Raw genomic sequence first — 13697 nt, forward strand, 5'->3', positions numbered from 1 at the left:
AATGAAACAGTTTTTGAGGATTTAATCCTTATAATTTGTTTTGATTTCCTTTTGTTAAGGCACAAGTTGGGATGAGTTGTCCCATTTTGAATAAATATCATTGATGAAAAATGTAATTTAAAATCTTTAAAAACTTATGAAAAAAATTTTATTAACAGCGACTGTACTTGTTAGCATGACAGCGCTTACTAAAGCTCAACAGGGGCGTGTAGGTATAAACACAACTACACCTGCCGCTACTTTAGACGTTACAGCAAACACAGCTGACGCTACAAGACCTGATGCGTTATTAGTCCCTCGTATGACAGAAAATGAGCTAGCTGCTAAGAATGCCGTTTATTTAGCTGCTCAAAATGGAGCTCTTGCTTTTGTTACAGCAGTAGATGGTACTACTACAGCTAAAACTGTAAATGTAACTGCTACAGGATTCTATTATTATGATGCACCAAACGCAGTTTGGGTTACTGTAGGAAGTGGCGCTGCTGCTACTCCTAATTTCCAAATTCAGAAAGCAAGACTTCATACTGCAGCTGCTACTCCTATTACATGGGTGGCAGATGATTATTCAGTTATTACTACAGCTTTGGGAGGTACAAGTGTTTTATTATTACCAAATGCTACAACTTTGCCGTTGAATTCGGTAAGATGTGTTTCCAACAATGGTACTGGTGTTGCTGGTTGGGATCCAACTGCTGTTGTGGGTGTAACAAGAGGTATTAATAATATTCCACCTAACATTCAATCGAGTTCTGGTTTTTGCTTTGTTACTGTTAATCAAGCGGGATCAAATGTTTGGACAATTCTTTCGGGTAGATAACCAATTTTATTAACAATATAATACAAAAAAAATGAAAAAAATAGTTTTTGCACTATTGTTAGTATCGTTTGGTACAATTAGTGCGCAAGTAATGTCAAATGGAGCAATTGCTAATACATTTGCTAATCAGAATGTATTCTTAGATGCTTCTACAAATAATAATGGTACAGTAAATGATGGTAAGGGACTTTTATTCCCAACTACTAATCTTACTCAATTTACTTTTAGACTGGATGCTGCGGATGGTCTTAATTTTCCGTCTTATTTTGATGGAATGATTGTCTTTAATACAGCAACAGGAAGTACAAATGATCCTGCATTAACTACTCAAACAACTGGTTTAGCTAGAGGATTTTATTATTTCTCCAACCCAAATTGGGCTACTACTAATAGTGTATCTTCTGGAACATGGATTCCGTTAGGTGGTAATCCAAGATTCAATGTAACAACTGCTGAAACAACTACTAATACTTTGGTAAATAGTAATCAAGTTTACGCTAAAAAAGGAAGATTTGTAGCAAGTGGAACTTCTACTGCACCTACATCTTATCCTGATGGAGCTATTACAGTTCCTGCTAGTGGAACTGCTGGTATTTACAGAGTAACAGTTTTCAAGGCTGGTACGGGAAGCGTTTTCGCAAACGGAGTTTACTCTTATGACATTAGTAATGGTAACCTTATTACAGGTTCTCCAAGTATGTCTGTAGTTTATCCTGCCGGAACATATGACTATGTTGTAGAATATACTAAATAAGGTATACCTGCATTCTAAATATAAAACCAATGAGTTATCTCATTGGTTTTTTTGTTTTTATAATGATACTATAATGCTTTATAGTATTTAAATAACAGTTTTAATTGGGAAATTTAAAAGTAAATGATAATCATTTTTTTCTGACAATAAAGAAATTCTCAAAGAAGGTACATAATGGCAAAAAGTAACGATATTATTTAATTGGTTTCTAAGCTGAATTTTTTAAATTTGAGCCAAAAATATTAAAATATTGATTTTCAGAGGTTTTTAAAATCTAATTTTAGAAATTATGCTTAGATTAGTTAATTACGTTAACATTTAAGTATCTTTTTTAACACATTTTAACAACCAGCTCTAAAAAGCCTATTAATAGGGACTTACAGAGGTCGTTGGCATAGAATTATGTTTTTGTTAACAATTTTTAACATTTCGACTGTGGACTTTACCATATTCATGATACTTTTGCTGAGTCAAAACCAATAAAATTTCAAGATGATGAAAAGATTCATTCTCGTAATCATAATGATGATTTCAACCTTTGGTATTTATTCTTTCAAGAATAATGCCACAGATGCGAAGAAAACAAGTTATGCATCGTACTACCACGATAAATTTAACGGTAGAAAAACGGCCAGCGGAGAAATCTTTGATAATTCAAAGCTTACTGCAGCCAACAGAACGCTTCCTTTTGGTACAACTATTAAAGTAACCAATCTGAACAATGGAAAAGAGGTAATAGTGAAGATTAATGATAGAGGACCTTTCCATTCATCAAGAGCCTTAGATATGTCTAAAGCCGCGTTCGAGGAAATTGGAAATGCCGATCATGGCACGATTCCGGTGGAATATGAAATTGTCGATTAACATTTATGATTAAATGCAAAGCCAGCTGAATAAGCTGGCTTTTATTTTTTTAGATGTTAACTTCTATTAAAGCAGGGCAGTGATCCGAATGCACAGCTTCCTTCAAAATAACAGCTCTGGAAAGCTTATCTTTTAATGGATAGGATGCAAAGTTGTAATCCAATCTCCAACCTTTGTTATTAGCTCTGGAATTCTGTCTGTAGCTCCACCAAGTATAATTGTCGGGCTCATTATTAAAAAACCTGAAACTGTCTATCAATTCGCATTCTTCAATAAAACTGGTCATCCATTCTCTTTCTATCGGTAAGAAACCGGAAGTATTTTTTAAACCAACCGGATTGTGGATATCGATCGCTTCATGACAGATATTAAAATCCCCCGAAATAATAAGATTGGGAATAGTCTTTTTTAATTCTTTAATATAAGCTAGAAAGTCATGGCAAAACTGCATTTTAAATTCAAGTCTTTCAATATTCGAAGCAGAAGGTACATATACAGAAATTGCCGAGAAGTCATCAAAGTCTGCACGGATAATTCTTCCTTCATTATCATAGCTTTCAATACCGCAGCCATATTCTACATGATTAGGTTTTATTTTTGAAGCTATTCCGACACCACTGTAGCCTTTTCTCACCGCCGAATGCCAATAACTGTGATAACCTAATTTTTCAAGGCTTTCGATGTCAATCTGATCGTTTCCTGCTTTACTCTCCTGAATGCAGATAATATCTGGGTCAGCCGTTTTCAGCCAACCTAGAAAATCTTTGGTAAAAGCAGCTCTGATTCCGTTTACGTTGTAAGTAATTAATCTCATTAGTCTTTTATAAAAAATTTAAAATTATTATTATACCTTGATGGAATAAACTCAATAATATTATAATCTGCAATTTGATGAATGTAAAAAGGATCTTCTTCTATAATTTGCTCAACTTCACTTTTAGAATTCGCATTTGCTAAAATTATACCACCGGTTCTCGGTTCCTTTCGTCCAGATGTAATGAATTGTCCTGTATTATAGTATTTCTGTAAAAATAAATTATGATCAATAATCAAACTTTCTACTTTATCGATACTTGCTTTATAAGTCAATGAAATAATAAACATACTTATTTTTTTACGAAGATATGAACATTAAAAAAGAAGCGGAAAAAATCAATTGATTTTTTCCGCCACCCTTATTACCCAAAGTTAAATAAACTATGAAAAAAACTACTTGGGTTCTAAAATACTTATTGGAATAATACATTCTTCCAATGATATTCCACCGTGTTGGTAGGTTTCTTTATAATAATTCACAAAGTGATTATAATTTTTAGGATAAGCCAGGAAAATATTGTTCTTAGCGAAAATATATTTAGAGCTTAAATTTCCTTTTGGTAAAAATAATTTTTCAGGGTTTGTAATTGCCCATACATCTCTATCGTCATAGGTTAAACTTTTACCTGTTTTATAACGGATGTTAGTAGATGTTTCTCTGTCACCCACAACTTTGCTAGGTTTTTTAACGTAAACCGTTCCGTGGTCGGTTGTGATGACTAATTTATAACCGCTTTCAGCAGCTAATTTGATGATCTTTATTAAAGATGAATTTTCAAACCAGTTCGATGTTAAAGAACGGAAAGTTTTATCATCACGAATCAATTGGTCAACAATGTGATTGTCTGTTTTTGCGTGTGAAAGAATATCAATAAAGTTATAAACGATCACCAAAAGATCATTGTTTTTGTGCTGATTGAAATCATCGTAGATCTTTCTTTCAAAATCAGCGTTTAGAACTTTCAAATATTTCATTGATTTAGAGCCTAAACCAATTCTTTTCATTTGATCTTCTAAGAAATCACGCTCAAATTCATTCTTGTTTCCGTCTTCATTATCATTAAACCACTTTTCAGGGAAACGTTTTTCTATTTCAGAAGGCATTAAACCTGCAAAGAAAGAATTTCTCGCATATTGTGTAGCTGTCGGAAGAATACTGTAATAATAATCTTCTGAAACTTTATTATAGTATTTAGTGAATAAAGGCTCAATTACTTTCCACTGATCGTAACGAAGATTATCAACCATCAGCAAAAGAACTTTTTCTTTTTCTACTTCCGGTTTTATCTTTTCTTTGAAAAGGGTGTGACTCATTAATGGTTTTTCATTTCCATTCAACCAATCTTCGTAATTGTTTTCAATAAATTTAGCAAACTGAATGTTGGCTTCTTCTTTTTGAGACTGTAAAAGATCTGCAAATTCATTATCTGCAACTTTATCAAATTTGATCTCCCAACTAACGATTTTTTTGTAATATTCTGCCCAATCCTGATACGTTCTCAAATAAGAAAGTTCCATAGAAAGGTTTCTGAATTCCTGCTGATATTGTAAAATTGTCTTTTGCTCGACAAGATTGTCTTCCTGAAGATTTTTCTTTAAAGACAATAAGATCTGATTAGGATTTACAGGCTTTAAAATATAATCTGCGATCTGAGAACCAATGGCTTCTTCCATAATGTGTTCTTCCTCGCTTTTTGTAACCATCACTATTTTCAGAGAGCTATCTCTTTGTTTGATCATAGGAATAGCCTCAAGCCCGGAAATCCCAGGCATATTTTCATCTATTAAAGTAAGTGCAAATTTTTCCGAATCTATTAATTCTAATGCCTCATTTACATTATTTACAGGGGTTACGTGGTAACCTTTTTTCTCTAAAAATACAATATGAGGTCTAAGTAAATCTATCTCATCATCTATCCATAATATCTTTTCCGACATAATAATTTAATTTTTCAGGGTTAGTATATCAAAATTGCGACCAAAAGCTCCTAAAATCTACGAAAATAGAGACTTTAAAAGTTAAATCTTAGTTAAAAATTTTGATGCGTTTTCATTGTAATAATTGATTATGAAGATAACGCATTTGTGTTATAAATAGTATGTTTTTTAATGAAAAATCAATTATTGGTTCTTTGATTAATGTATTGAAGAGTTTTATACTTTTATAAGAAATTTTACGAGTTAATTTTTAAACTTGAAATCATAAAAGAGAAATTATTTCATCAATAATATCAAAACCTTTATTGCTTTCGTAATATTCCTGTAATTCGGAGAGGAAAATCTCTTTAGGAAATTTTTCGGGATCGCTTTTGTATTTGGCTAAAAGTTCAAATCCAAACGCGGTCCGCGGTCCCCAATGACTGATAATATCGCTCTTGACATCAAGGATAATGACAATGGGGACGGACTCGCTTCCACTTGTTAAGAATAATTTCATCAAATCAGGGTTTTCATCCCTGTATAGTATTTTTACGGCATTTTTTTCTTCGAAGAATTTTTTTATTACCGGAATGGCCTGGCTACAGTCTCCACACCAATCTTCGGCTATAATTAAAATTTTTCCATTGAAGTTTTTCTCATTAAGAATATTCTCATGATTGCTATCCGGAAAGTAATTTTGCATGAGCTGTTCGGCTCTTTCGAGGGAAAGCTTACATTTTTGGATTTTATCTTCATCAAGACCCTGTTTTTCGGGAGCTTCTATTTTCTTTTCGATATTATTAAGATAGGATTCGAAAGAAATACCTTTTTTCCAATATGTTTCAATCATGATTGAGATTTTTAAAGATTATTTTAATTCTCTTTTATAATACGTCAAACCAAAAGGATTGGTTCCTACAGTTGCTGTGGCCGATGGAGAAATAGCACCCGACGAACTCACATTATAGATAGAAACTTTGTTTGCAGTACCTGCGGAATGGGTTACAAACATTTTATCACCTTTATCATTAAGTACAATATTATGAGGTGTTGCAGCAGAAGATGACACTGGACTTCCGATTTGATCTCCGGTTGTCGCATTTATTGAATATAATTGATTACCAGTAATATTACTCACAAAAAATATGTTTTGAGAAGGCAGCGTGAAAATTCCGTGAGCGCCTGTGAATACTTTTTCAGACAAAGTATTTAATGTATTTCCATCCAAAACATATGTTTTCTCTAATTGGCAGGGTACATATAATTTATTGTTGGCATAAAATAAATGAGGTTCTTTTCCAACTGTTTTCTCACCTGTTTTAGCATAAGTGGAGGTAGAATATTTATAAATTTTATCCGTGGTAGAACTGCTTGTAAAAACAGAAACATAAGCGCTTGTTCCATCTTGAGATAAAAATATATCGTGAGGCGTCATATCTACACTGATGGTATTGGTTACGGAATTTGTAGCGAGATTTACCACAGAAATTGTTTTGTCTATATCATTAACTACCCAAAGTTCTTTGCCTTGAGCGTCTGCCCACATATGAAAAACACCGTTTCCTACATTAATAGATGTTTCTATCTGCTGATTTTGAGGATTGATAACATGAATTTTCTTATTTGCTCTGTTTCCAACATACAATTTATCAGTTTTCGGAACGTAAACAACATACATCGGATCCGAATTTGCGATAGTGAGCGTCTTTGTAACGTTATTGGTAACAGCATCAATAAAAGTAACAGAACTGCTGACGCGGTTTGCAACGACAACTTTTTCCTCCGTCTTGGCATTTTGATCGACAGTTATTTCGTTGTCGCTATTGCAAGAGTAAATTGAAATTAAGGCTAATAAAGCAATAGCTCCTATTTTCGTCTGTTTTCCTGAAACGCAATTTTTCATAATTTTATTTGTTTAGGCTAATTTGTTAATAACTTAGACGTAAACAAATTGAATTGCTGACAAAAAAATATGAAAAATATTTATTTTAATTAATAACTAATTGAAAAATAGATGTTTATTTTGAAGTGGAAATTTTTATTAATTGAATTATTTTCCTGTATTTATATATTCCAAAGCCCTTTCTAAGACTTCATCTTTTCCTTCTTTGATGCCTTTTACGGTAGGTTTTATCAAAATGTCAGGGATAATTCCTATTCTTTGAGTTTCTCGACCGTCGGGATAATAGGCTCCCAATCCGGTAAAACTCGTTTCCAAATCTGCAATATTGAATCTTATAATATCTCCATTGGCTCCGGAAGTGTTGCTACCAATAATTTTAGCTTTTGGATGTTGTTTAAACATCATCGTCGTAGTTTCAGCTTGACTTTGGGTATTTTCATCAACCAAAACAACCACATTTCCTTTGTAATAATCATTGTTTCTATGTCCAATGCTATTTTTTCGGCTGTAAAATTTGCTTAAATAATTCGTTTCAGGAAAATTGAATTGATAATAAATAGTATTTTCAGGAAGTAATAATTTACTTAAAGGTAAGATTGTCTGTTTTGGATAATTTCTGAGATCAAAAATAATAGATTCCGTTTCCTTCAGGTTTTTATACATTTCCTCCAGATCTTTTCTTTCAATAATTCCCATGTTTACATAGCCGATTTTTCTTTCTTCATCAATGAATTTCCATTTTTCTGGTGTCGCAATTTTTCCATTGATAATATCTCTGAGCAGATAAGTTTTTACTTTGATAGCTAAATTTTGTCCATCTCGTTCAAGTTTAATCGCAATTGAATCATTATTGGTAAAAAGAAATAGGTTTTTCGCTTTCTTGATTTTTCCCCAAGAATTGGAAGCCGGAATGTATTTTCCAAAGCTATTAACCATTTGCGGAATAGTTTTACCATTAACATCATAAATTACGTCACCGATTTTCAAAAGATTTTCTTCATTAAATTTATTGGAATTGATTTTAGTAACAACCAATTTTCCTTCCGCATAACTATATTCAACTGGAATTTTTCTTCTTCCATATTGATGCAAGCTAATAAAAGGCGAAAACAAAAAAGCATGAGAATCATCTGTTTTGGTAACCAATTCTGCTAAAGTTAAATGATAAGATTCATCATTATTAATAATGAGAAATTTCGGAATCATCTCTGTTAAAACATCATTCCAGTTTTGATCTGTTTTGTATTTGTAAGGAAAAAAATATTCTACATAATTCCAATATCGGAATAATTCTAAAAGACTGATTTCTTTAGACATAAATTTTGAACCATAAGAATTTTCATTTCTGAAAAATACTTTTCTTCCACCAATTCCGAAATAATAATGGTCTCCAATATTTCTATTATTCTGAATATAGCTCAATTTCTGAATTATATTTTCTGAAAAAATAATCTGATTGTTAATCCAATTAAGATCAAAGTTTTTCAAAAAATAGAGTTTGTTATCCTCTTTTTTACATTGTTCACAAATTTCAACTCTTCCCAGACTGTCAATCCAGTTAGAATAAAATTCGTTCAATTGGTTTTTATCGTTGATTTTTTCAATTTCATTTAATTTCAGGAAAAGCTGATTATCCCAATCCAGATTTCCTTTGGCAACACTCGGATGATAATATTTTAAAAATCCCCAAACTTTGCAAAGAGACTCTAACTTTTGAGTTTCAGATAAATTTTGTGCCGAAAAATTGATACTTAAAAAGATGATGACAAAAAGTGAGAATTTTCTCATGAAAGGTTATTGGAATTTGTATCAAAGATAATTTTTAAACCTAAAGTATACAAAAATTTTATGTGATTAATTGAACGTACAGTTTGTCATTCCGGAGGAATCTCAACAAAATAATTCACAAAACAATTTTTATAAACTATGTCTAGATTCCTACGGAATGACAAATCAAGTGGAATAACATTCGTGTTATTAGTGAAAAAGTTTGTGCCATTTGTGTTTACACCATAATTTTTTAATAGAAAATTAATCAACCCTAAAATTTAAAATCCCTAAATTTGTGTACAAATACTGACATTTCAATGCAGAATAAGCTTAAAATCATCAATGATCCTGTTCATGGATTTATCAAAATTCCTCACGAAATTTTATTCGACATCATCGAACATCCATACTTTCAAAGGCTGAGAAGAATTTCCCAGACTGGACTTTTAACTTTAATTTTTCCGGGTGCTACACATACGAGATTTCATCATGCTTTGGGTGCGATGCACTTGATGTTTACGGCTTTGGAAACTTTAAAGCAGAAAGGAGTTAAAATTTCGGATGAAGAGGAAAAAGGAGCAATGTTGGCGATTTTAATGCATGATATTGGTCATGGACCATTTTCTCACGCGTTGGAAAGCATGTTAATGGATGATTGGCATCACGAAAATCTTTCATTATTATTAATGAATCGATTAAATGTTGAATTTGATGGTCGACTTAATGTTGCTATAGAAATGTTCCAAGGGAAATATCATAGAAAATTTTTCAATCAGCTTATTTCTTCTCAATTAGATGTTGACAGACTGGATTATTTGAAGAGAGACAGCTTTTTTACAGGAGTTTCAGAAGGAAATATCAATACACAAAGGATTATTTCAATGATGAACGTTTGCGAAGAGGGCGAATTGGTGATTGATGCGAAAGGAATTTATTCAATTGAAAATTTTCTTACAGCAAGAATGTTTATGTATTGGCAGGTATATTACCATAAAACTTCAGCTTTGGCGGAGTTTCTTTTGGTTAAAATCTTAGAAAGAGCAAAATATTTGGTTTCTCAAGGAATTGATCTGCCTGCGACAGAAAATTTGAAATATTTTTTATACCGCGGAAAAAGCTCAGCAACCGATGAAGACGTTGAAAGGTTCACTCAAATGGATGATAATGACGTTATTCAGGCCATGAAATCTTGGCAAAATTCTGATGATATTATTCTTTCTTATTGGTGTAAATGCGTGATACAGAGAAACCTGCCTAAAACAATTATCTCTTCTCATCCGTTTGATCCGAAATTTATTGAAGAAAAAATAAAAAACACGAACGAATTTTTCGGAATTGATAACGGGGAAGACCTAGTACACGAGATCAAGAGAAAATTGTTGCCTTATGACACAGAAAAGCAACCAATTTATTTATTACAGAAAAGTGGGGTCAAATTAAGGCTAGACGAGTCGGAAGACCAGCTTTTATCGGGGTTGATCGTAAATAAAACCACAAGATATATCCTCACTTTTCCACGAGATATGTCTAACTGATTTCTTAAATAATATTAAAATTCACTATCCTAAAACTAAAAAATGTTTGCGAATTATAGAATTTCTTATCTTTGCAGAATATGGAATTTACAGCTTCGCAAATTGCAAGTTTTATCGACGGAAAAATAATAGGTGATGAACACGCACGTATTACTGGAGTTTCACCCATTGAGAATGGGGAATCAGGACATCTTTCTTTTGTAGCACAAGAGAGATTTTCCCACTATTTGGACACTTCACGATGCTCCGTTCTTATTGTTTCTGAAGATATTATAACTAAAGATAATTATAATCCTACCATCATTGCCGTAAAAGATGCTTATCTTGCCTTCCAGGTTTTAATGAATCTGTATCAGGAAATGCAGGGAAGAAAAGAAGGGGTCGAAGACGGCTCTTCTATTCATGAAACAGCTGTTATTGGCGAAAAAGCCTATATCGGTGCGTTTACCTACATCTCAGATAAAGCAAAAATTGGTGAAGGTTCACAAATTTATCCTCATGTTTACATTGGTAAAGGTGTAAAAATTGGTAAAAACTGTAAAATAGACAGTGGTGCCAGAATTTACGATTACTGTATTGTTGGAGATAATTGTGTGATTCATTCAAATACTGTGATTGGCGGAGATGGGTTTGGTTTTCAGCCTACTCCTGACGGATTCAAAAAAATCCCTCAGTTGGGTAATGTGATTATCGAAGATGATGTTGAAATTGGTTCTAACTGTAGTATCGATAGAGCTACCATCGGATCTACCATTATTGGAAAGGGGACTAAAATAGATAACCTTATCCAGATTGCCCACAATGTAAAAATTGGTCAGAACAATGTAATTGCAGCACAAGCGGGAATTGCAGGATCTACTACTATTGGCAACTGGAACCAGATCGGAGGTCAGGTGGGGATCGTAGGGCATATTAAAATAGGAGATCAGGTGAAGATTCAGGCTCAAAGTGGTGTGAATTCTAGCGTAAATGATAAAGAAACTGTTTACGGATCACCTGCGATAAGTTATAATGATTACCTTAGAAGCTATGTACATTTCAGGAATTTACCTGAAATCGTAAAACGAATAAATAATCTTGAGAATACCTCAAAAGATCATACTAATGAGTGATATGCAAAAAACACTTCAGGAAGAGGTAACACTTTCCGGAATTGGCCTTCATACTGGTAAAGAAGTAAAATTGACCATAAAACCTGCTAAAGAAAATACAGGTTTCGTTTTTGTGAGAACAGATTTAGAGGGTCATCCTCAGGTCGAAGCTGATGTAAACTATGTTGTAGCGACAGAAAGAGGAACGACATTAGAGAAATTAGGAGTTAAAATTAACACTTGTGAACATCTTTTGGCAGCTTTAGTTGGTTGTGATATTGATAACGCAATGCTGGAAATGGATGCTTCTGAACCTCCAATTTTAGATGGTTCTTCAAAGTTTTTTGTAGAAGCTATTGAAAGTGTAGGAATCGTAGAACAAGGTATTGCCAGAGAATATTTGGTGGTAAAAGAAGTTCTTAGCTATAGCGATCCGGCAACGGGTTCAGAAATTACAATTATTCCTTCAGATAATTACGAAATTACTACAATGGTGGATTTTGGGACTAAAGTTTTAGGTACTCAAAATGCTACTCTTAAAAATATTTCAGATTTTAAAGAAGAGATTTCATCTGCTAGAACGTTCAGCTTTTTACATGAATTAGAAATGCTTTTAGATCACGGTTTGATCAAAGGTGGAGATATTTCTAACGCGATCGTTTATGTAGACAAAGATCTTACTCCTGAAACTACAGAAAAATTAAAGAAAGCTTTTGGTAAAGACAAAGTGTCTATCAGACCAAACGGCATTCTTGATAATCTTACTTTAAATTATCCTAACGAAGCTGCAAGACACAAATTACTTGATGTAATCGGTGATTTGGCTTTGGCTGGAGTGAAAATAAAAGGAAAAGTTATTGCTAATAAACCAGGACATTTTGTAAATACTCAATTTGCTAAAAAATTGAACCGTCAGTGGAAATTACAAAAGAAAAAAAATGTTCCTGATTTTGATTTAACGAAAGAACCTGTGTTCGATATCAACGGAATTATGAAGTTGATGCCTCACAGACCTCCATTTTTATTGATTGATAAAATCTTAGAATTGTCAGATTCTCACGTGGTAGGTTTGAAGAATGTTACAATGAACGAACCTTTCTTCGTTGGACATTTTCCTAAAGAGCCTGTAATGCCAGGAGTTTTACAAGTGGAAGCGTTGGCACAAACAGGAGGTATCTTAGTATTGGCAAGCGTTCCGGATCCTGAAAATTACTCTACTTATTTCATTAAAATTGATAAAGTAAAATTCAAGAGAAAAGTAGTTCCCGGTGATACTATGATTTTCAAAATTGAATTGATAGAGCCTATCAGAAGAGGTATTGTTCATATGCAGGGATACGGATATGTGGGAGATACTGTAGCAGTAGAAGCAGAATTAATGGCTCAAGTTGCAAAAAATAAAGTTGATTAAATGATTCATCAATTAGCAGCCGTTGATAAACGTGCAAAAATCAGCAAAAATGTTATTGTAGAACCATTTACTACAATAGCAGGGGATGTAGAGATCGGAGAAGGAACTTGGATTGGCCCTAATGTTACCATCATGGATGGTGCCAGAATAGGTAAAAACTGTAGAATATTTCCGGGAACGGTAATTTCTGCGATCCCTCAGGATTTAAAATTTGATGGTGAAGATACCCAGACAATTATTGGTGATAACACAACTTTAAGAGAATGTGTAACCGTGAATAGAGGGACAAAAGCTTTAGGATATACAAAAGTAGGAGATAATTGCCTTATTATGGCAACTTCGCATGTCGCCCACGATTGTATAATTGGTAATAATGTAATTATTGCTAACGGTTGTGGAATTGCAGGACACGTTGAAATTGGTGACTTTACAGTAATGGGTGGTCTTTCTGCGGTACAGCAGTTTGGTAAGATTGGTAAACATGTGATGATTTCAGGTGGTTCTTTGATTAGAAAAGATATTCCACCCTATATAAAAGTAGGTAGAGAACCTATTTCTTATGCAGGAATCAACTCTGTTGGTTTACGAAGAAGAGGTTTTAACAACGAGAAAATTTTTGAAATTCAAAAGATTTACAGATATTTCTTTCAGATGAAAATGAATGTTACGCAAGCGCTAAATCATATTGAAAAAGATATGCTTCCAACGGCAGAAAGAGATGAAATTTTAGAATTTATAAAAAATTCCCCAAGAGGTATTGTAAAAGGATACGGAACTGGAAAAGATAGTAATTAGTAATAAATTAAGATAATAATA

The 13697-nt window shown here is 33.0% G+C and carries 13 protein-coding genes; 7 read left to right on the top strand and 6 right to left on the bottom strand.

Annotation, left to right across the window (positions count from 1 at the left end; translation table 11 throughout):
- Positions 1-136: 136 nt before the first annotated feature.
- From A0O34_RS14095 to A0O34_RS14105, 3 genes are all read left to right on the top strand, one after another.
- Positions 137-817 carry a hypothetical protein gene (locus A0O34_RS14095; protein ID WP_066755613.1) on the top strand — a complete coding sequence of 227 codons (681 nt, stop codon included), beginning with the start codon at positions 137-139 and terminating at the stop codon, positions 815-817.
- A gap of 31 nt (positions 818-848) precedes the next feature.
- A complete protein-coding gene (locus tag A0O34_RS14100; RefSeq protein WP_066755615.1) occupies positions 849-1571 on the top strand; it encodes a hypothetical protein in 723 nt (240 codons plus the stop codon).
- A 492-nt stretch (positions 1572-2063) separates the two neighbouring features.
- Positions 2064-2435, top strand: a complete 372-nt coding sequence (locus A0O34_RS14105; protein ID WP_066755618.1) for a septal ring lytic transglycosylase RlpA family protein — start codon at positions 2064-2066, stop codon at positions 2433-2435.
- 49 nt (positions 2436-2484) lie between these two features.
- Here A0O34_RS14105 and A0O34_RS14110 read toward each other — a convergent pair whose 3' ends face one another.
- From A0O34_RS14110 to A0O34_RS14135, 6 genes are all read right to left on the bottom strand, one after another.
- On the bottom strand, positions 2485-3249 hold the full coding sequence (locus A0O34_RS14110) for an exodeoxyribonuclease III (protein WP_066755626.1): 765 nt from the start codon (positions 3247-3249) through the stop codon (positions 2485-2487).
- Positions 3249-3539, bottom strand: a complete 291-nt coding sequence (locus A0O34_RS14115; protein WP_066755628.1) for a YciI family protein — start codon at positions 3537-3539, stop codon at positions 3249-3251. Before A0O34_RS14115 ends, A0O34_RS14110 begins: the two co-directional genes overlap by 1 nt.
- A 105-nt stretch (positions 3540-3644) precedes the next feature.
- Positions 3645-5189 (bottom strand): T9SS response regulator signal transducer PorX, encoded by a 1545-nt coding sequence (gene porX / locus A0O34_RS14120; RefSeq protein WP_066755632.1) that lies wholly within the window; start codon positions 5187-5189, stop codon positions 3645-3647.
- Positions 5190-5451: 262 nt separating this feature from the next.
- Positions 5452-6021 carry a thioredoxin family protein gene (locus A0O34_RS14125; protein WP_082891164.1) on the bottom strand — a complete coding sequence of 190 codons (570 nt, stop codon included), beginning with the start codon at positions 6019-6021 and terminating at the stop codon, positions 5452-5454.
- 18 nt (positions 6022-6039) lie between these two features.
- Entirely contained in the window at positions 6040-7074 is a 1035-nt protein-coding gene (locus tag A0O34_RS14130; RefSeq protein ID WP_066755642.1) for a YncE family protein, read from the bottom strand.
- 147 nt (positions 7075-7221) lie between these two features.
- Positions 7222-8862 carry a S41 family peptidase gene (locus A0O34_RS14135; protein WP_066755645.1) on the bottom strand — a complete coding sequence of 547 codons (1641 nt, stop codon included), beginning with the start codon at positions 8860-8862 and terminating at the stop codon, positions 7222-7224.
- 299 nt (positions 8863-9161) lie between these two features.
- Here A0O34_RS14135 and A0O34_RS14140 point away from each other — a divergent pair, with 299 nt between their 5' ends.
- From A0O34_RS14140 to lpxA, 4 genes are all read left to right on the top strand, one after another.
- A complete protein-coding gene (locus tag A0O34_RS14140) occupies positions 9162-10379 on the top strand; it encodes an HD domain-containing protein (protein WP_066755648.1) in 1218 nt (405 codons plus the stop codon).
- An 80-nt stretch (positions 10380-10459) separates the two neighbouring features.
- Positions 10460-11491: a UDP-3-O-(3-hydroxymyristoyl)glucosamine N-acyltransferase gene (lpxD, locus tag A0O34_RS14145; RefSeq protein ID WP_066755650.1), complete on the top strand. Its 1032-nt coding sequence runs from the start codon at positions 10460-10462 to the stop codon at positions 11489-11491.
- Positions 11484-12881, top strand: coding sequence for a bifunctional UDP-3-O-[3-hydroxymyristoyl] N-acetylglucosamine deacetylase/3-hydroxyacyl-ACP dehydratase (locus A0O34_RS14150; protein ID WP_066755652.1), 1398 nt, complete (start codon positions 11484-11486; stop codon positions 12879-12881). Before lpxD ends, A0O34_RS14150 begins: the two co-directional genes overlap by 8 nt.
- The gene (lpxA, locus tag A0O34_RS14155) at positions 12882-13676 is read left to right on the top strand and encodes an acyl-ACP--UDP-N-acetylglucosamine O-acyltransferase (protein WP_066755654.1); all 795 of its coding nucleotides are present in this window, start codon (positions 12882-12884) and stop codon (positions 13674-13676) included.
- The last annotated feature ends 21 nt before the right edge of the window (positions 13677-13697 follow it).

It is taken from the genome of Chryseobacterium glaciei (assembly GCF_001648155.1).
Lineage (GTDB): Bacteria > Bacteroidota > Bacteroidia > Flavobacteriales > Weeksellaceae > Chryseobacterium > Chryseobacterium glaciei.